Here is a 17,706-nt window from a genome sequence, read left to right on the forward strand (position 1 = left end):
ATGAGTAAGACGTTAACAATAGCTTTATCAAAAGGTCGAATTCTTAAAGAGACTTTACCTTTATTGGAAAAAGCCAACATTATTCCCGCAGAAGATATTTCGAAAAGTCGTAAACTGATTTTTGATACCAACCATGAAAATATTAAGCTTGTTATTCTAAGGGCAACAGATGTGCCGACATACGTAGGGCATGGTGTTGCTGACTTTGGTGTAGCGGGTAAAGATGTATTGATGGAGTCAGATACAAGTAATATCTATGAGTTGCTTGATTTGGAAATTGCAAAATGTCGTTTAATGACAGCTGGCGTTGTAGGTGTGCCAGAAACAACAGGTCGCTTGAAAGTGGCATCTAAGTTTACGACAACAGCAAAAGAGTATTTTGCACAGCAGGGCATACAAGCGGATGTAATTAAGCTTTATGGTGCAATGGAATTGGCGCCAATTATGGGATTAGCTGATTTAATTGTGGATATTGTTGATACAGGAAACACCCTTAAAGCGAATGGGCTTGAGGCGCGTGATCTTATTGCTGATATCAGTACTCGTTTGGTAGTCAACAAAGCGGCTTATAAAACTAAGTATGATCAGATTCAGCCTATTATGGAAATGCTGCAGTCTGCAGTTGAAGGTGAAAGAAAAAGCTAATGAGCATTAATATAAAAAGACTTTCTACTCAGGAAGAGGGTTTTAAAAATGAGTTGGATGCTCTTCTGGCGTGGGACTCAGTTTCAGACTTAGATGTCCAGCAAACGGTTGCGAATATTGTCTTTGATGTACGCAAGCGAGGAAATGATGCCTTGCTTGAGTACACAAATAAGTTTGATCGCTGCGAGTTTAAAACAGCAGAACAATTAGAAGTGCCTGTTGCTGATATTCAAGCGGCAATAGCTCGTGTTGATGCAAGTATTTTACAAGCGTTAAAGTCGGCAGCTGAGAGAGTGAAGTCATATCACCTTCATCAAAAGCAAGACTCTTGGCAGTATGAAGAGGCTGATGGCACAGTTTTGGGTCAGCAGGTGATGCCTCTTGATAGAGTTGGTGTTTATGTGCCTGGCGGTAAAGCGGCTTATCCATCTTCTGTTTTGATGAATGTTATGCCTGCAAAAGTTGCTGGTGTGAAAGAAATTATTATGGTCGTTCCAACGCCTGATGGTGTGGTTAACGATATTGTGCTTGCTGCTGCTAGCATTGCGGGTGTTGATCGTATTTTTACTGTTGGTGGTGCTCAAGCTGTTGCTGCGCTTGCTTATGGTACAGAAACTATTCCTAAAGTAGATAAAATTGTGGGCCCGGGTAATATCTTTGTGGCGACAGCTAAACGAATGGTTTTTGGTGCGGTTGGGATCGATATGATTGCAGGGCCATCTGAAATTCTTGTTGTTTGTGATGGTAAGACCGACCCGGATTGGATTGCGATGGATCTGTTCTCACAAGCGGAGCATGATGAAGATGCTCAATCTATTTTGATCTCACCAGACGCAGCTTATCTAGACAAAGTTCTAGAGTCGATGAATAAGTTGCTTGAAGGTCAAAGTCGTAAAGATATTATTCTAGCTTCATTGGAAGGGCGTGGAGCTTTAGTTCATGTTGCAAGTATGGATGAGGCGATTGAAATTGCTAATCATGTGGCAGCCGAACACTTAGAGTTATCTGTTGATCAGCCTGAATTGTGGGCGCCTAAAATTCGTCATGCTGGTGCTATTTTTATGGGGCGACACACGGCTGAGGCTCTAGGTGATTATTGTGCAGGGCCTAACCATGTTTTGCCAACATCAGGTACTGCTAGATTCTCATCTCCTTTGGGTGTTTATGATTTTCAAAAACGTAGTTCCTTGATTAATTGCTCTGTTCAGGGGGCTAGTGAATTGGCTAAAATTGCTGGTCCTTTGGCTAGAGGTGAGTCTCTACAGGCGCATGCAATGTCAGCAGAGTATAGACAAATCAAGGATTAGGTTTTGTTAAAACGTGAAGCACCTGATCATCAGCGAAAAGCACTCTATCAATTAAGAGTGGTAACGCGAATTTTTGCTTTGGTTGTGATATTTCTTTTGGTTGTCGGCTACTTCTTGCCAAAGAAATATCATATTGAGCGCTCTATCAATATTGATGCGACACAAATTGAGGTTGCAGACTTTTTAGCGAAAGCGTCCAATTTGTCTGGATGGCTTTATGTGCAGAAAGGACAAGTTGAGTTGCTTGATGTTGCGCTTACGCAGGATTTAATCTTGGCTATTAACTATGAGTCTGGTGATAAAGGCTCAATTAGAATTGGCGAGCTTAGATCTGCTAAATATAAATTTGATGTTATTCCCAAAGAGGGGCAAAGAGTAGTTGCGAATGAACTTAGCCTTGAGGCGTTAGAGTCTGGTAATGTAACCCGAGTTTCCTGGTCTATTAATGGCGAGCTAGAATCGGGGTTGTTGAGCCCTTATCTTGCTTTATTTGCTAATGATATTGCTGGAGCAAACTTCGAAAAGAGTTTGTCTCAGTTAAAAGTTCGTCTAGAAAAATAAACTCAAATTTAGTTTTAAAAGTGCCGCTATTCAGCGGCATTTTTTATTTATGGTTTCTCTGCTCCCATCATAGGTTGCTCACCAAGTTTAATGCTTGTTTGATAGGATTGAGTACCTCTTACGCCAACAATAGAAACGACTTTTCCCGGTTTGTATTTTGCAATTTGATTTCGAGTATTATTGGCATTAGTTGTCGCTATGCCATCTATACTCAATAAAATGTCTCCACTTAAAATGCCGGCGTGCTGAGCAGGGCTCTTATTGTTGACATCTGAAACCAGCAAGCCTTCTTTAATATTTAGGTTTAGGATTTTTACCGTAGCAGGTGTTATTTGTCTCGCTTCTATACCCAAATAGCCGCGCTCTACTTTACCAAACAAGATGAGGTCTTCCATAATGTCAACAGCGTCAGCGATTGGGATTGCAAAGCCTATACCTTGTGAGCCGCCGCTGTTTGAATAAATTGCTGTGCTGATTCCAATGATTTCGCCTTGGCTGTTGATAAGTGCGCCACCTGAATTGCCAGGGTTTATTGCCGCATCAGTTTGAATGAAGTTTTCATAAGCATTAAGCCCTAGTTGGTTTCTTCCCATAGCACTTATGATACCCATTGTAACCGTTTGACCTATCCCAAATGGGTTGCCTATGGCGAAAACTAAATCTCCAACCGAAGTCATATTTTGTTCTGGCATTTTGATACTAGGTAACTCAAGAAGTTTTATTTTCAATAGAGCTAAGTCAGTCGCAGGGTCTGTGCCTATAAGTTTAGCCCTTGTTTGACGACCGTCTCTCAGCGCAACAATAATGCCGTCTGCACCTTTGATAACATGATGGTTGGTAAGTATGTAACCATTATCTGATGTGATTACTCCAGACCCTAGGCCAACTGATTTGTTTGATGTTTTTTGAGATAAAGAGTTGCTTGCTTTGCTGCTCGTAACTTTCTTTTGTGTGTAGATATTTACAACCGCTGGGGCGGCTTGATTGACTGAGTTTGCATAACTTTGAGTGTGCACTTCTGAGTGAGACTCTTTGATTTGGAAGTAAAGTAGATAAGATAAACCAAGACATAGACCTACTAAGCTGGCTAAAATTGTATTGAGATTAAGTTTTTTACTTATCATAATTTTTATTAATACTGCCTATGGAGATGATGGTGAATCGTCACGAATTTGAAAAAGCGCTAACCGCTATTCTAAAGCCAAACAAGTTTAAAGACTATGCCCCAAACGGTTTGCAGGTTGAAGGATCGGAAAAAATTTCAAAAGTAGTCACAGGAGTGACGGCCTCTCAAGCGCTTATTAATGAGGCGGTTAAGTTACAAGCTGATACTATCTTGGTTCATCATGGCTATTTTTGGAAAGGTGAGTCACAGGTGATGACAGGGGTAAAATATAAACGCATTTCTAGTTTGATTAAAAATGATATTAATCTATTTGCTTATCACTTGCCGTTAGATGCGCATCCAGAGTTAGGTAATAACGCTCAATTGGTGAAAAAATTTGGATTAGAAAACCCTCAGCCATTGCAAGCCTATTTGCCTTTAGAGGAATCAATAGGCGTTGTTGCCGAGTTTAAGTTGGCGGTTGGGGTTAATGAGGTGAAATCGATCGTTGAAAAAGAATTGGGTCGTAAGGTCTTGTTGGAGTTTGCAGGAAAATCTGAAATCAAAGCGGTTGCCTTATGTTCAGGTGGCGCGCAGGGGTATATAGAGCAGGCGGTTGAAAGAGGAGCTGACTTATATTTGACTGGTGAGGTATCTGAGCAAACGATACACTTAGCGCGTGAATACGGTATTAACTTTATTGCGGCTGGTCATCATGCAACAGAGCGTTATGGTGCAAAAGCTATGGCTCGCTATATACAAGATGAGCTTGGAATTGAGGCATGCTTTGTAGATATAGATAACCCTGCCTAGGGCTATCTATATTATCTAGTGCTTTGGCTTTTAATAATTAAGGAGTGTTGCTTTTTTCTTGCTCTTTATTAAAGCCGAAGTCTTCAGATAGGGTTCCAGGAGACTGTACATCTGTTTTTAAGGCGTAGTCTCTAGGCGGCTCTGCTTCTATCTTAGGGGTGTCTTCAATTTTTGCTGTTGTATTTATGTCGGAGTTGTTTTGTATGTTGACGTTGCTTAGTTCAAGGGCGCCATTTGCAATTTGATTTCTTAGTTTAGCAACAGTTGTCTCTGCTTGCTCAAGAGCATTCTCAGTTTCTTCAAAAAAGCTATCTATAGCAACCTGCTGTTTATCAAGCTCGTGTTTCACAGCATCGGGAGATAAAATTGTAGTGTTGTTTGTCGCCGATTTATTTTCTTTTTTCAAGCTCATGCCCAAAAATAGGCCTACAGCTGCGCCAGCGATAAAAATTACCGCATCAATTACTTCTAAGTTCATGACTTACTCCAAAAATATAACAAGTTAAGTATAGCTGAATCTTGTCTCGAAAGAAGCCTTATTGAGATGAGCTTTGGTGAGAATTTTGCTAGAATTAGCTTCAATTTAATTGGTTTGTTTATCTTTCAAAGTTTAAGAGCCCTATGACCCCTTTATCACGTTACCGCAAAGATTTAACTCGTTCTGATTTTGCCTACGATCCTGCACAAGAAGAGGCTGTTGAGGCCTTACAAGATCTGTTTGATCGAATTGTAAATAAAAAGCCTGAAGCAACAGGTGGATTCCTAAGCTTTTTTAAGAAAAGCAATAAGCCTGAAGTGGAGAGGGGTTTATATTTTTGGGGGGGAGTAGGTCGAGGTAAAACGTATTTAATGGATACGTTTTATGATTGTTTGCCAACTGAAAGAAAGCTTCGTTTGCACTTTCACCGTTTTATGCAAATGGTCCATAAAGAGTTGCGTGAAGTTAAAGATGTTAAAAATCCATTGGAGGTCGTTGGAAAGCAAATATCGGCTAAAGCTGAGGTCTTATGCTTCGATGAATTTTTTGTGAAAGATATTACCGATGCAATGATTTTGGCAGGGCTTCTAAAAGTGTTGTTTGAAAATGGCACCAGCCTGGTGGCGACATCAAATATTGAGCCTGATGGCTTGTATGAAAATGGTTTGCAGCGAGCTCGCTTTTTACCTGCTATCGATCTGGTTAATAAACACACCCGTGTCATGAATATTGATGGTGGTGTTGACTATCGTTTACGTGCGCTCAAACAGGCAAGTCTTTACTATACGCCACTAGGACAAGAGTCAGAGGCTGCTTTAGCGGCTTGTTTTGCTCGTTTAGCGCCTGATTTAGCGCAAGCAAAAGAAGGTGGTGTGGTAGAAATTGAAAACCGAAAGATACATTTACAGAATAGTTGTGAAGATATCGCTTGGTTTGACGTATACGCATTATGTGATGGGCCGAGAAGTCAGGTTGATTATATTGAAATCGCAAAACTTTATACTACGGTTATCGTGTCTAATGTTCCTCAGTTTGATACGACTCGTGATGATATGGCTAGGCGATTTATTAATTTAGTGGATGAGTTTTATGACAGGCATGTAAAACTTATTGTGTCCGCAGAAGTAGAAATTCCTGAAATATATAAAGGAACACAATTGGCTTTTGAGTATGACAGAACCGTCAGTCGTTTACTTGAAATGCAATCTGAAGAGTACTTGTCGCTAGAACATAGGCCATAAAGGTAAGTGATAGCGATAATATCTTAATGTTTATCTAGGATGTGCTCTTTATAAAGTAGGGTGGAATGTGTATAATCCGCTCGCCTTTTTTAAAAGGTATATGCACGTTATGTTTTCGATACGAAGACATAACCAATAATAATAGGTATTGAGCATGTCAATACATGCTAAATGAAAGGGTTTTTGATGAAAACTTTTACTGCAAAACCTGCTGAAGTAAGACGCGACTGGTTCGTAGTTGATGCTGAAGGCAAAACTTTAGGCCGTTTGGCTACCGAGATTGCTCGTCGTTTACGCGGTAAGCATAAAGCTGAATATACTCCTCATGTTGACACTGGTGATTACATCGTTGTTATCAATGCTGATAAAGTTCATGTTACAGGTAACAAGGCTAAAGCTAAACAATACTACCGTCACACTGGTTATCCAGGTGGCTTGCGTTCGATGAACTTTGAAACGCTGATCGATCATGCTCCAGAGCGCGTTCTTGAACTCGCAGTTAAGGGTATGTTGCCAAAAGGTCCTTTGGGCCGCGCTATGCACAAGAAAATGAAAGTGTATGCTGGTACTCAACATCCACATGCAGCTCAACAGCCGCTAGAACTTAATATTTAATACGGAAGATCATTATGTCAGCTACTCAATACTACGGTACAGGTCGTCGCAAATCATCTACCGCTCGTGTATTCCTTAAGGCCGGTACTGGTAACCTAGTTATCAACGACCGTTCTCTAGAGCAATATTTCGGCCGTGAAACTGCGCAAATGGTTGTTCGTCAACCACTAGAGCTTGTTGAAGCAACAGAAAAATTTGACGTTTACATCACTGTTAAAGGTGGTGGTATCTCTGGTCAAGCTGGTGCTATTCGTCACGGTATTACACGTGCATTGTTACAGTATGATGAGACACTACGTCGTTCTCTACGTACTGCTGGTTACGTTACTCGTGACTCTCGTGAAGTAGAACGTAAAAAGGTTGGTCTACGCAAAGCGCGTCGTCGTCCTCAGTTCTCCAAGCGTTAATCTTGGGATACTTCCAAACGCCTGGTTATCCAGGCGTTTTTTTTATGCGATATGTCAATGTCGCTCTTCTGGTGATGAGACTTTTCTTGCCAGAACCCTTTGTTTTTTTTACTATTTGCACTGCATTCATATTGGGGTTCGTCATACTCTAATTTGGGATTTGTAATTTGGTGGGAGAGAACCATAATGAGTCAAAGCGACGTTAATAAAGGTCGACGTCGATTCCTGGTCGGAACAACAAGTGCTATTGGCGCGGTTGGTGCGGTCGGTATCGCTACCCCCTTTGTTGCTTCTTGGAAGCCGAGCGCAAAAGCGAAAGCTGCTGGTGCGCCAGTTAAAGTTGATGTCAGTAAGTTAGAAACTGGTCAACAAATGATAGTCGAGTGGCGTGGGCAGCCTGTTTGGGTCGTGAAACGATCTAAAGAGACACTTGATAATCTAACAAAAATTTCTGATCAACTTAGTGATCCATCTTCTGAAAAAGATCAGCAACCTGAGTATGCACAAAATGCGTACCGCTCTATTAAACCTGAAATTGTAGTGCTACTAGGTATTTGTACACACCTTGGCTGTTCTCCAACATACCGTCCAGAATTAGCTCCAGAGGACTTAGGTCCTGAATGGGTTGGTGGTTATTTCTGTCCTTGTCATGGTTCTCGCTTTGACTTAGCTGGACGTGTATACAAGAGTGTTCCTGCGCCAATCAACTTATTAGTGCCGCCTTATCAATACCTTTCTGATAATGTGATCTTAATTGGTGATGACGGAGGTAACGCGTAATGGCCGATTTTAAAGAATCGAAAGGCTTGATGGGTTGGATTGACGCTCGTCTTCCTGTAACTGAAGCCTTTGAAAAACACATGAGCAAATATTATGCTCCGAAAAACTTCAATGTGTTTTATATCTTTGGTGTTCTTTCTCTTGTTGTACTTGTTAACCAAATACTAACTGGTGTGTGGTTGACAATGAGTTATACCCCTTCAGCGGAAGCAGCTTTTGCTTCGGTTGAATACATCATGCGAGATGTTGAGTATGGCTGGCTAATTCGCTATTTGCATTCAACAGGTGCTTCGGCATTTTTTGTTGTTGTTTATATGCATATGTTTAGAGGCTTGTTATATGGTTCTTATCAAAAACCACGTGAATTAGTTTGGTTGTTTGGTATGGCTATTTATCTTGCTTTGATGGCTGAAGCTTTCATGGGTTACTTACTGCCTTGGGGACAAATGTCTTACTGGGGTGCGCAGGTAATTATCTCTTTGTTTAGTGCGATTCCTTTAATTGGACCAGATTTAGCAGAATGGATCCGTGGTGACTACTTGATTTCAGGTATTACACTGAACCGTTTCTTCTCTTTGCATGTTATTGCTCTGCCTCTCGTTATCGTTGCACTTGTAGTATTGCACTTGTTGGCATTGCACCATGTGGGTTCTAACAACCCTAAAGGTGTTGATATCAAGAAGTATAAAGATGAAAACGGTGTGCCATTAGACGGTATTCCATTCCATCCTTTCTATACAACTCATGACTTGGTAGGTATTGCAGTCTTCTTATTTGTTTTCTGTTCAGTGGTTTTCTTCTTCCCTGAAATGGGAGGATACTTCCTTGAGAAACCAAACTTTGAAGCAGCTAACCCGCTTAAAACACCTGAGCATATCGCACCAGTGTGGTACTTTACGCCTTTCTATGCAATCTTGCGTGCTGTTACCTTCCCGCTATTTGGCTTAGATGCTAAGTTCTGGGGTGTTGTGGCTATGGGTGGTGCTATCGCGATTTTGTTTGTATTGCCTTGGTTGGATAGAAGTCCAGTTAAATCAATGCTTTACAAGGGTTGGATGAGTAAGCTTGCACTCTTTATTTTCTGTATCAGTTTTGTTGTATTGGGTGTGTTAGGTGTTCTTCCTTCAACTGATGGTAGAACAACAGCAGCTCAAATCGCTTCTGTAATATACTTTGCGTATTTCATTCTAATGCCTTGGTATACACGTTGGGAAAGCACTAAGCCTGTGCCAGAGAGGGTGTAATTATGAAAAAAATTATTGCTACTATTACTCTGGCATTGCTACCAGCACTGGGTTTTGCTGCAGGTAGTTCTGTAGAGCTAGAAGACATGACGCCTGATCTTCATGACAAAGCGTCTCTACAGCGTGGTTTAAATACTTTCGCAAACTATTGTTTAGGTTGTCATGATGCTGGTTATGCTCGTTTTGAGCGTGCAGCAACTGACCTTGGTATTCCTGCAGATCTTTTCACTGAAAACTTATTGCCAGCGGGTAATAAAATTGGTGATTTGATGGCTAACTCTATGGACTCTAAAGATGCTAAAGCTTGGTTTGGTGCTCCGCCACCAGATTTAACGCTTCAGGCTCGTGTTCGTGGTAGTGACTGGGTTTACAGTTATCTAAAAGCTTTCTATGAAGATGAGACTCGTCCTTGGGGTGTAAACAACACTGTATTCCCAAATGTCGGTATGCCGAATGTTTTAGAAGGCCTACAAGGTGTTCGTCATGTAACTTGTGCGCAAGCACCTGCGTATGATGAAGATCACAACCCATTATTTGATACTTTAACGGGCGAAGCTCTTACAGTTGAAAAATGTGGTATTGTAGCTCAGAAAACTAAAGGTTCTCTTTCTGAAGAAGAGTTTGAACAAGTGGTTTACGATGTAACTAACTTCTTGGTTTACATGGCAGACCCTATCCGTCTTCAGTCTGAAGCTTTAGGTTTGAAAGTATTACTATTTATCGTATTGTTTGGTGTTTTCGCATTCCTCTTGAATAAAGAGTACTGGCGCGAAATTGACCATTAAAATACTGCAAACAATAGCCGCAAATGCGGCTATTGTTTGAATGTGTTTATGTAGCCCCGCTTAGGGGTTTTCTTTGTTTTTGGAATAGGGGTTTATCCATGGGTGTTGTTGCAAAACGCTCTTCAATGACTTTTTTCTCTGATGGTGAAGACCATTACAGTCACAGAGTCAGAATTGTTTTAGCAGAAAAAGCCGTAACGGTTGATATCATTGATGTGGATCCATTCAATAAGCCGAGTGAATTGGCGGATGTGAACCCATACAATGAATTACCTGCACTAGTAGACCGTGACCTTGTCTTGTATGAGCCGAATGTCATGATGGAATATTTGGATGAACGTTTCCCTCATCCTCCTCTGCTTCCTGTATACCCTGTTGCACGTGCTGAAAGTCGTTTGTATATGTATCGTATTCAAAGAGACTGGGCAGCATTAGCTGATTTTATTTTGACAAGTAAAGATCAAGCTGCAATTGAAAAAGCTCAAAAAGAGCTGAGAGAAAGCCTAATTAATGTAGCGCCAATCTTTCAAGAAAAGCCTTATTTCATGAGTGATGAGTTCACGATTGTTGATTGTTGCTTAGCTCCGATTTTATGGAGACTTCCTATTTTGGGTGTTGAAATAACGAAAGAGCAAGCGCAGCCTTTATTTGAATACATGGATCTTATTTTTGATCGTGAATCATTTAAAGAAAGCCTTTCAGAGGCTGAACAAGAAATGCGTTTAGACTAACGTTAAGTTAGTTGTTGAATAAAGGGGCCTTATGCCCCTTTATTTGTTTAGTAGAGAAACTAGAATGAGAGAAGGGTGATGATCCCAAAAAGATCCTATTTGCTGAAGGCAGCCTATGAGTGGGTTGTTGATAATGATATGACACCGTATCTTTTGGTAAATGCTGAATTGCCAGATGTTGTTGTGCCAACGGAATTTATTCAAGACGGTCAGATTGTTTTGAATATTAGTATGACAGCGGTAAGGCACCTTATTATGGATCAAGAGGCCGTGTCTTTCGAAGCTCGCTTTAGCGGTAAACCAATGCAGGTATATGTGCCTATTAAGGCAACCTTAGCTGTGTACGGTAAAGAGAATGGCGATGGATTATTCTTTCCAGATGAAGAGTTTCCAGATGAGCCTACAGATCTGACACCAACCAAAGAGCCTGAGCCAAAAGCGGATAAAAAAGGTTTTACTTTACGGGTTGTGAAGTAGCTTTGCCCTGAATCTAGGTTATTGTTTATCGAGTTAATAAAAAAGGCGCTTAAAGCGCCTTTTTTAATCTTCATAGCCAAAAAGTTGGCGTTCAATTAAATCTATTAGTGTATGTATGACAAGAACTTGGCACTCATGCACTCTAGCAGTCCCCAATAGGTTTATTTTAATTTCTGTATCATCTGTAGAGGTTAGAGCTGAAATGTTTTTTGCCTCTGGGCTAGTTAAGGCGACAATAGACATCTTTCTCTGATGCGCGGCTTGAATAGCTTGAATGATGGGAGAGGTGTTGCCTTTATTGGCTACTATAAATAGAACATCACCAGGGTTTCCAATTGCAGTTAATTGTTTTGAAAACACATCATGGTAACTGTCGTTGTGCGATATAGATAACAAGGATGCACCTTCACCACTTAATGTAATTGAGGGAAGTCCAGGTCTCTCTCTTTCCATTTTATCTAACATTAAGGTGTTAAAGTAATGGGCTAAATGTGAGCCTGTACCATTGCCACAACAAATTACCTTATTACCTTCTGCAATACTTGCAAACATAACTTTTGCTGCATGCTCAATATAAGGTGGTAAGGACTCAAAAGCACTTTGCTGTGCTTCAAAGCTTTGGGCGAATTGGGTGTATATTGCTTCTTGAAAATCCATATAGTTAAAATGCGCTTTTAAGCCAAGTAAGATGTTTCTCATCTATGCTTTGATCAAAGAGTATGGCATCAAAGCGTATGTCTACATCGTGTTTATGGTTGATTAAAAGCCAATATTGGGCACTTTTAATCACTTTTCTTTGTTTTCCATGATGAATGCTTTGGGCAGCATTCCCGTGGCTGTTATCTTTCCGGTATCTTACTTCAACAAAAACAATTACACCATTTTCAAGGCAAATTAGATCTATTTCACCCAACTTACAAAAGAAGTTCTGTTCTAAGATGGTGAGCTTTTGTTTCTGTAAAAACCGCCGGGCAGCTAGTTCTGCTAGCTCCCCTTTATTGGTAGCCTTCTTCTTTAGGGCGAGTGATTGTAAAAATGTCCTTATTTTTCGCATTGATCAATCTTCCTGATTTGAACATAACGAGCTCAGGCCTTTTTCTAAAAACACCTAATTCATCTAAAGTAATAAGTCCTGTATTAGCGGAAATTCTGGCTTGTGGGAGTTTGTGAAAAACCCAATAACGATTCGCTAACAAGTAAGCGTCTGCTCCCATGGCTTGTAATCGCTTTAAAATATTTTTAGAAACCTTTGAAGATACAGGGTCCAATAGACTATTTGCTCTTGTTAGCGCGGGTACTTCTGTAAAAAGTATGCGTTCAATATCTTCTTTTTTTGTATTTTTATCTGGTGTTTGATTGTTGATGGAATGGCTTGCCAGAATGGGAATGTTATTGTCATTCGCATAGTAATAATCAAGTGAGGGTCTAATTTGTTTGGCGTCAGTCAAGTGCCCAACAAAGTATAGATAATCTAAATCTTGTCTTGGTCTATCAATGCTGCTTACTTTTTGATTGAGGGTGCGCTCAATTAATTTTTTTCTTTGCTGGCTCTCATTTATAAGTAGCAGCTCTTTAATCGCAGTTTCTCTTTCCTTTGGTTTGTTATTGAACTCAATATTGCTGACAATATTAATATTTTCTTGCTTGCCAATTTGTTTGAATTCATCTGCTTGGCGAAGAGCCCAAGGATCGGTTAGTGATAAAATACCAGCGTTAGTGGCACCTTCTTGTTTGGCGAAAGAAATTAGTTCTAAAATATCGTCGGCACTGGTTAAAGAAAAATAGTGTAGATTTGGGTGCTTTGCAGACGTTTCTAATTGATTTAATGCGATAACTGGTTTTTCTAAGTTAAAGCGACTCAGTTGAGCCACGGAGCTTTTAGAGAGAGGACCAACAACCACATCTACATCTTGAGCATAAGCTTCGTTTAATGCGGCACCTATATCCTGAAAGTCGTCACTATTGATAAAGATCAGCTGAGCTTTATTTGCATCTTTAATCTGATAATAAGCGGCTAAAAATCCATCAATTATCGCTCTTGATGCAAGGCTTAATTTGCCCGTCATAGGCAAAATAATTGCAATCTTATTAAGCTTAGTTTGATCGAGTTCTTCAATTACTACAAAGTCTTCGGGAGGTGTGCCTGCAGCTGGGTGTAGAGGGTGTTTTGCTTGCCATTGTTTAAAGGCGTTAAGCTGCATACTGATTGTTGCTGATTTTGACCTGAGAATTGATGAGATGCTGAGCCAACCTTTTAAAACAGGGTCAGGATTTTTTTGTAAAAAGCTAACTTCAGGATCTGTTAAGTTTTGAATTGCTTGCCATAATTGTGATTGATTGTCCGCTAGTCGATCAAGAGGTAAAAGCGAATCAAGTTTAATTCTCTCTTTGACGACAGAAGGCCAGTTCTGAAGTACTTCGAGTGCAGCCGCTCTTTTTAAACCGAGTTTATATTGGCTAGTATTTAGATCCGCATTATCTAACCTTTTAGCTTTAAATAATGCGCTTAAGGCATATAAAGGTTGCTTTAACTCAGTATAGATTTGAGCGGTTAAAAGGTAGGCATCAAACTGTTTTGGGCCGGTAAAAGGTATGACTTGGCTATCTAGTATAGAAAGCGAAGTTGCTAACTGACCTGCTTTATATTTTAAAGTTGCAGCATTAAAATAATAAACAGAGGAGATACTTGGCTCTAGGCTTCTTTCTGCTTGCCAAATTAGCTTTTCAAATTCATCTGTAGGTATTTCTTCTACTGGTTCTGCAACTATTGTTTCAGCAATAACAGGTTCTTGTACTACTTGAACTTGAATACTTTGTGTTGTTTTTTCAGAACCACATGCAACCAAGAGTGCAGAACACAAAGATAATGCTATTATACGCCCGTTAAAAAGACTCATATGCTTAAAAATCAAAGAGAAAGAGGTCGTATGTTACCACATAGTTCTACGGATGTTAGTGGCACCCTGTATATTGTCGCGACACCAATTGGAAATTTAGATGACCTTAGTAAAAGGGCAAAAGAAACCTTAGAAAAGGCAAGTTATATTGCTGCTGAAGATACTCGCCATACCAAAAAACTACTAAATTTCTTTAATATTGAAGCCCGTTTATTTTCACTCCATGATCATAATGAAAAAGACCGCGCCCAATATATCGCTAAGTTACTGGACGAAGGTGAAGATATTGCTTTGGTTTCTGATGCTGGCACTCCTTTGATTTCAGACCCTGGGTATCACGTTGTTAGCCATCTAAGAGATTTAGGCTACAAAGTATCACCTGTGCCAGGACCTTCAGCCATCATAACGGCTTTATGTGCATCTGGTTTACCAACAGATAAGTTTTTCTTCCAAGGCTTTTTACCCGCTAAAAGTAAGTCTCGTAAAGACGTAATGCAAACATGGAAGCAGCAAACAGGTACAACGATATTTTATGAGTCAACTCATAGGATTAATGATTCTATTACAGATCTCATGTCAGTGTTTGATGATGATGTTGAGCTGGTTCTAGCCCGTGAGCTGACTAAAACGTTCGAGACTTTTCTTAAAGGTAAGCCTTCTTATATCTTGCAATGCTTTGAAGAAGACTCAAATCAAATGCGGGGAGAGTTTGTAGTAATGGTTGATTATAGACCTCAAGAAGATGAGGATGACAATGATCAAGAGGCCAAGCGAATTCTTGAGATATTATTGACTGAATTACCTGTTAAACAGGCGTCACAACTTGCAGCTAAGATTACAGGTCTAAAGAAAAATTTTCTGTATCAAATAGCCTTAGAGATGAAGTCATAAATTACTTTTGATATAGCTATTATTGATATTGGGTTCTGCCAATATAGTTATTTGAAATAATGAATATAGGGGTGTTATTAAGGATTTATTCGCTTTAGACATTGTCAAGATAAGAGCAACTTGCCTATTATCGCTAGACTATTAAAAAAAACTTATGCATTTTTTGTCAAAATGGCTGAAATCGCCTGCCCCTATGATAATTGCCATAGCGCTCATTGTAATTATTTGCGCTTGGCTTACGTATACTTCATTATCCGTTAACGGCTGGTCCTATCCTGTCTCTTATCATGAATCAATTAAAGCTCAATCTTCTTTATTTGATCGTCAGATTTTATCTCACATTAATGAAGTTGAAAGCCTGAGTGATCAACTTAACCGATTAAATACTTATTCTCAAAGTGAAGTTGAAGGTGTATTGAATCATGTTAAAGGTGATGAGAGTCGGTTTAATTATGTTTGGTTTGATGCTCGTGATTCAACAGGTTTAGACACACTCTTAAATCAATACGAAATGCGTCAGTTTGCAAACGAAAGTACGAATATTTCCAACTTATTATATATAAGCCAATCTGAAAAATATGCTGGCATGCTTGGTTCAAGTATTAGGATAAAAGATGCTGGGTTATTATTTGTGAGTATGAATATAGCTGAGCTATTGACCCCTAAATCTGATGTTGATATCACTAATAACCCGCCCTGCTTAAATTTGTCATTATTGACTTCTTCTGACACTGTGAGCCTTGTGTATACTGCTAAAGCCCTACCATGTCAGGGGTTTAGTAAAAGTCCAATTTCTGAAACTTATCTTTTTTCATGGTTAAATCATAAATTTAAGTTAAGTGTTTTTCCTTCTTTCAGTCCAATTCAAAATGAACCTAGATCTTTAATTAAGCTCTTACTTTCCATGTTAGTGTTAATGGCAAGTTTGATTGTATTTTATATATACAGGTCAAGACGTTATGAATACAAGATTGAAAGTCTTTTAAAAGATAGAGGGCAAAGTTTAAAAGAGGTCCGTACTGAATATTCGAATTTATTTATGTTGTCAGTGGACGGTATTTATCGAGCAAATTTGAATGGTAACCTACTTAAAGCAAATCCTGCCTATGCTATGGCTTTTGGTTATGACAATGAAGATGAACTTTGTATTAAGGTAAAAAATATTGGTCAACAATTGTATCTAAACCCCAAGCAGTATTTGCATTTTATTAATCTGCTTAAGAAAGAGCAAAGGGTGATAGGTTTCGAATGGCAAAGTCAGGACCAAGCGGGTAGGCCTATTTGGTTGCTTGAGAATGCTTATTTAACTCAACATGAAAACGGTGAAGTCTACTATGAAGGCTTCATTTCAAATGTGACCGAAAAGAAAAAAGCGGAAGAAGCTTTAAAACAGCAAGCGCAAATGGACTCCTTAACTGGCTTGTTAAATCGAGCAACATTTGTGGCTCAGATGTCATCTTTTATTGATCAGCATGGAGCTGATCAAAGTGCAATTTTCTTTATTGATCTAGATAAGTTCAAAGCAGTTAACGATCAATATGGTCATCATGTTGGAGACGAGTTATTAGTTGAGTTCTCCCGTCGTTTAAAGGCTTGTTTTAGTATTGATGAAATGATAACTCGATTAGGTGGTGATGAGTTTGCTGTCTTTTTAAAGAGTGTTGAGGGGTTGCCTCAGTTACATGAGTTGGCTGATAAAGTGGTAGCTGGTATGCGTAAGCCTTTTGCGTTTAGCAATGGGTTCAACTTTAAAATATCTGCCAGCATTGGCATCAGTATGTTGGACGCAAGTGTAAAAAGTGCCAGTGAAGGGTTAAAGCAAGCTGATATGGCCATGTATGAAGTAAAGCGCAATGGACGTGCCGACTTTATTGTCTTTAATCAAGGGCTGAATGAGTTTGAAAGACGCCGAAGTTTATTAGAAAAGAGTCTTTTTAACGCGTTAAAGCATAATGAAATTTATATTAATTATCAGCCGATAGTATGTTTTGAAACAGGTGAAATTAAGGGAATGGAAGCTTTAATGCGCTGGCGAAATGACACCTTAGGAGAGGTCTCACCAGCCGAGTTTATTGCTATTGCTGAGCAAGTGAATTTAATAAATCCCTTTTCAAACTGGTTAATTCACCATGTATGTCATGATTTAAAAGATTTAATTAGTGCCAGTGGAAAGCCTAACCTCTTTGTTAGTATTAATATTTCGCCTAAGCAACTGCTCTCTGACCAGGTATGTGACAACTTGCTTATGTCGATGGAGGTGAATCAGTTAACACCTAAAAATATTAAAGTAGAAATTACTGAAACAGCGATTTATGACCAAGAAGAAAGTGTACTGCGACAGCTCAGACGTATTCGTAGTTATGGTGTTGGTATTTATATCGATGACTTCGGAACAGGATATAGCTCTCTTGAAAGACTAACTCAGTATCCTTTCGATGGACTTAAAATTGATAGGTCGTTTGTTAAGAATTTAATCCCTGGTAATAGTCAGGATGTCATTCTCAAAGCATCGGTGAAAATGGCAGAAATGTTAAACCTTGTTGTCGTCGTTGAGGGGATAGAAAGTCATTTTCAGTATGATTTTTTTAAAGTTTTAAAATGCGAATATGCCCAAGGTTTTCTTCTTTATAAGCCTTTATCTCTGGTTGAATTGAAACAAGAAATATTACAAAAAAACTATTTTAGTAGCGACCTGCTTACTGATGAAACAATCAGCTAATGATTCAACA

19 protein-coding genes are annotated in these 17,706 nt (G+C 39.4%); 14 read left to right on the top strand and 5 right to left on the bottom strand.

The annotated features are described in order from the left end of the window. The 3 genes from hisG to TW85_RS09260 are packed head-to-tail and all read left to right on the top strand — an operon-like array spanning nt 1 to nt 2,513. Entirely contained in the window at nt 1–645 is a 645-nt protein-coding gene (gene hisG / locus TW85_RS09250) for an ATP phosphoribosyltransferase (protein ID WP_046016837.1), read from the top strand. Then, nucleotides 645–1,952 carry a histidinol dehydrogenase gene (gene hisD / locus TW85_RS09255; protein WP_046016838.1) on the top strand — a complete coding sequence of 436 codons (1,308 nt, stop codon included), beginning with the start codon at nt 645–647 and terminating at the stop codon, nt 1,950–1,952. Before hisG ends, hisD begins: the two co-directional genes overlap by 1 nt. A 3-nt stretch (nt 1,953–1,955) precedes the next feature. After that, complete coding sequence (locus TW85_RS09260) at nt 1,956–2,513, top strand: hypothetical protein (protein WP_046016839.1); 558 nt, start codon at nt 1,956–1,958, stop codon at nt 2,511–2,513. A gap of 47 nt (nt 2,514–2,560) precedes the next feature. Here the strand turns inward: TW85_RS09260 and TW85_RS09265 are convergent, their stop codons facing one another. Further along, complete coding sequence (locus TW85_RS09265) at nt 2,561–3,637, bottom strand: trypsin-like peptidase domain-containing protein (RefSeq protein WP_046016840.1); 1,077 nt, start codon at nt 3,635–3,637, stop codon at nt 2,561–2,563. Between the two features lie 29 nt (nt 3,638–3,666). On the opposite strand from TW85_RS09265, the gene TW85_RS09270 reads away from it, so the two are divergent. After that, on the top strand, nt 3,667–4,431 hold the full coding sequence (locus TW85_RS09270) for a Nif3-like dinuclear metal center hexameric protein (protein WP_046016841.1): 765 nt from the start codon (nt 3,667–3,669) through the stop codon (nt 4,429–4,431). 37 nt (nt 4,432–4,468) lie between these two features. Here the strand turns inward: TW85_RS09270 and TW85_RS09275 are convergent, their stop codons facing one another. Beyond that, entirely contained in the window at nt 4,469–4,909 is a 441-nt protein-coding gene (locus TW85_RS09275; RefSeq protein WP_046016842.1) for a DUF1043 family protein, read from the bottom strand. Between the two features lie 143 nt (nt 4,910–5,052). On the opposite strand from TW85_RS09275, the gene zapE reads away from it, so the two are divergent. The 8 genes from zapE to TW85_RS09320 all read left to right on the top strand — a co-directional run bounded on the left by zapE (nt 5,053) and on the right by TW85_RS09320 (nt 11,189). Beyond that, the gene (gene zapE, locus TW85_RS09280; RefSeq protein ID WP_046016843.1) at nt 5,053–6,150 is read left to right on the top strand and encodes a cell division protein ZapE; all 1,098 of its coding nucleotides are present in this window, start codon (nt 5,053–5,055) and stop codon (nt 6,148–6,150) included. A gap of 186 nt (nt 6,151–6,336) precedes the next feature. Further along, the gene (gene rplM / locus TW85_RS09285; protein ID WP_046016844.1) at nt 6,337–6,765 is read left to right on the top strand and encodes a 50S ribosomal protein L13; all 429 of its coding nucleotides are present in this window, start codon (nt 6,337–6,339) and stop codon (nt 6,763–6,765) included. A 14-nt stretch (nt 6,766–6,779) separates the two neighbouring features. Beyond that, nucleotides 6,780–7,172, top strand: a complete 393-nt coding sequence (gene rpsI / locus TW85_RS09290) for a 30S ribosomal protein S9 (RefSeq protein WP_046016845.1) — start codon at nt 6,780–6,782, stop codon at nt 7,170–7,172. Between the two features lie 186 nt (nt 7,173–7,358). Next, complete coding sequence (gene petA, locus TW85_RS09300; RefSeq protein ID WP_046016847.1) at nt 7,359–7,952, top strand: ubiquinol-cytochrome c reductase iron-sulfur subunit; 594 nt, start codon at nt 7,359–7,361, stop codon at nt 7,950–7,952. Then, nucleotides 7,952–9,196: a cytochrome bc complex cytochrome b subunit gene (locus TW85_RS09305; protein WP_046016848.1), complete on the top strand. Its 1,245-nt coding sequence runs from the start codon at nt 7,952–7,954 to the stop codon at nt 9,194–9,196. The genes petA and TW85_RS09305 overlap by 1 nt, the downstream gene beginning before the upstream one ends. A gap of 2 nt (nt 9,197–9,198) precedes the next feature. Beyond that, nucleotides 9,199–9,981, top strand: a complete 783-nt coding sequence (locus TW85_RS09310) for a cytochrome c1 (RefSeq protein WP_046016849.1) — start codon at nt 9,199–9,201, stop codon at nt 9,979–9,981. 98 nt (nt 9,982–10,079) lie between these two features. Further along, a complete protein-coding gene (locus TW85_RS09315; protein ID WP_046016850.1) occupies nt 10,080–10,712 on the top strand; it encodes a glutathione S-transferase N-terminal domain-containing protein in 633 nt (210 codons plus the stop codon). 78 nt (nt 10,713–10,790) lie between these two features. Then, nucleotides 10,791–11,189, top strand: a complete 399-nt coding sequence (locus tag TW85_RS09320; RefSeq protein ID WP_046016851.1) for a ClpXP protease specificity-enhancing factor — start codon at nt 10,791–10,793, stop codon at nt 11,187–11,189. Between the two features lie 63 nt (nt 11,190–11,252). Here the strand turns inward: TW85_RS09320 and TW85_RS09325 are convergent, their stop codons facing one another. The 3 genes from TW85_RS09325 to TW85_RS09335 are packed head-to-tail and all read right to left on the bottom strand — an operon-like array spanning nt 11,253 to nt 14,086. Beyond that, nucleotides 11,253–11,846, bottom strand: a complete 594-nt coding sequence (locus TW85_RS09325; RefSeq protein WP_046016873.1) for an SIS domain-containing protein — start codon at nt 11,844–11,846, stop codon at nt 11,253–11,255. 4 nt (nt 11,847–11,850) lie between these two features. Continuing rightward, on the bottom strand, nt 11,851–12,243 hold the full coding sequence (locus TW85_RS09330; RefSeq protein WP_046016852.1) for a YraN family protein: 393 nt from the start codon (nt 12,241–12,243) through the stop codon (nt 11,851–11,853). Continuing rightward, nucleotides 12,185–14,086: a penicillin-binding protein activator gene (locus tag TW85_RS09335; RefSeq protein WP_046016853.1), complete on the bottom strand. Its 1,902-nt coding sequence runs from the start codon at nt 14,084–14,086 to the stop codon at nt 12,185–12,187. Before TW85_RS09335 ends, TW85_RS09330 begins: the two co-directional genes overlap by 59 nt. A gap of 30 nt (nt 14,087–14,116) precedes the next feature. Here TW85_RS09335 and rsmI point away from each other — a divergent pair, with 30 nt between their 5' ends. Next, nucleotides 14,117–14,977, top strand: a complete 861-nt coding sequence (rsmI, locus tag TW85_RS09340) for a 16S rRNA (cytidine(1402)-2'-O)-methyltransferase (protein ID WP_046016874.1) — start codon at nt 14,117–14,119, stop codon at nt 14,975–14,977. A gap of 154 nt (nt 14,978–15,131) precedes the next feature. Next, a complete protein-coding gene (locus TW85_RS09345; protein WP_052702051.1) occupies nt 15,132–17,696 on the top strand; it encodes an EAL domain-containing protein in 2,565 nt (854 codons plus the stop codon). The last annotated feature ends 10 nt before the right edge of the window (nt 17,697–17,706 follow it).

Origin of the sequence: Marinomonas sp. S3726 (assembly GCF_000967665.1) — a bacterium.
Classification (GTDB): Bacteria; Pseudomonadota; Gammaproteobacteria; order Pseudomonadales; family Marinomonadaceae; genus Marinomonas.

Bases quoted from the DNA above. Each gene is read 5' to 3' on its own strand.
- TW85_RS09335 (WP_046016853.1), bottom strand. From the start codon at position 14,086: ATGAGTCTTTTTAACGGGCGTATAATAGCATTATCTTTGTGTTCTGCA.
- rsmI (WP_046016874.1), top strand. From the start codon at position 14,117: ATGTTACCACATAGTTCTACGGATGTTAGTGGCACCCTGTATATTGTC.
- TW85_RS09315 (WP_046016850.1), top strand. From the start codon at position 10,080: ATGGGTGTTGTTGCAAAACGCTCTTCAATGACTTTTTTCTCTGATGGT.
- TW85_RS09320 (WP_046016851.1), top strand. From the start codon at position 10,791: ATGATCCCAAAAAGATCCTATTTGCTGAAGGCAGCCTATGAGTGGGTT.
- rpsI (WP_046016845.1), top strand. From the start codon at position 6,780: ATGTCAGCTACTCAATACTACGGTACAGGTCGTCGCAAATCATCTACC.
- TW85_RS09325 (WP_046016873.1), bottom strand. From the start codon at position 11,846: ATGGATTTTCAAGAAGCAATATACACCCAATTCGCCCAAAGCTTTGAA.
- rplM (WP_046016844.1), top strand. From the start codon at position 6,337: ATGAAAACTTTTACTGCAAAACCTGCTGAAGTAAGACGCGACTGGTTC.
- TW85_RS09275 (WP_046016842.1), bottom strand. From the start codon at position 4,909: ATGAACTTAGAAGTAATTGATGCGGTAATTTTTATCGCTGGCGCAGCT.
- hisG (WP_046016837.1), top strand. From the start codon at position 1: ATGAGTAAGACGTTAACAATAGCTTTATCAAAAGGTCGAATTCTTAAA.
- TW85_RS09345 (WP_052702051.1), top strand. From the start codon at position 15,132: ATGCATTTTTTGTCAAAATGGCTGAAATCGCCTGCCCCTATGATAATT.
- TW85_RS09330 (WP_046016852.1), bottom strand. From the start codon at position 12,243: ATGCGAAAAATAAGGACATTTTTACAATCACTCGCCCTAAAGAAGAAG.
- zapE (WP_046016843.1), top strand. From the start codon at position 5,053: ATGACCCCTTTATCACGTTACCGCAAAGATTTAACTCGTTCTGATTTT.
- TW85_RS09310 (WP_046016849.1), top strand. From the start codon at position 9,199: ATGAAAAAAATTATTGCTACTATTACTCTGGCATTGCTACCAGCACTG.
- TW85_RS09265 (WP_046016840.1), bottom strand. From the start codon at position 3,637: ATGATAAGTAAAAAACTTAATCTCAATACAATTTTAGCCAGCTTAGTA.
- petA (WP_046016847.1), top strand. From the start codon at position 7,359: ATGAGTCAAAGCGACGTTAATAAAGGTCGACGTCGATTCCTGGTCGGA.
- TW85_RS09270 (WP_046016841.1), top strand. From the start codon at position 3,667: ATGGTGAATCGTCACGAATTTGAAAAAGCGCTAACCGCTATTCTAAAG.
- hisD (WP_046016838.1), top strand. From the start codon at position 645: ATGAGCATTAATATAAAAAGACTTTCTACTCAGGAAGAGGGTTTTAAA.
- TW85_RS09305 (WP_046016848.1), top strand. From the start codon at position 7,952: ATGGCCGATTTTAAAGAATCGAAAGGCTTGATGGGTTGGATTGACGCT.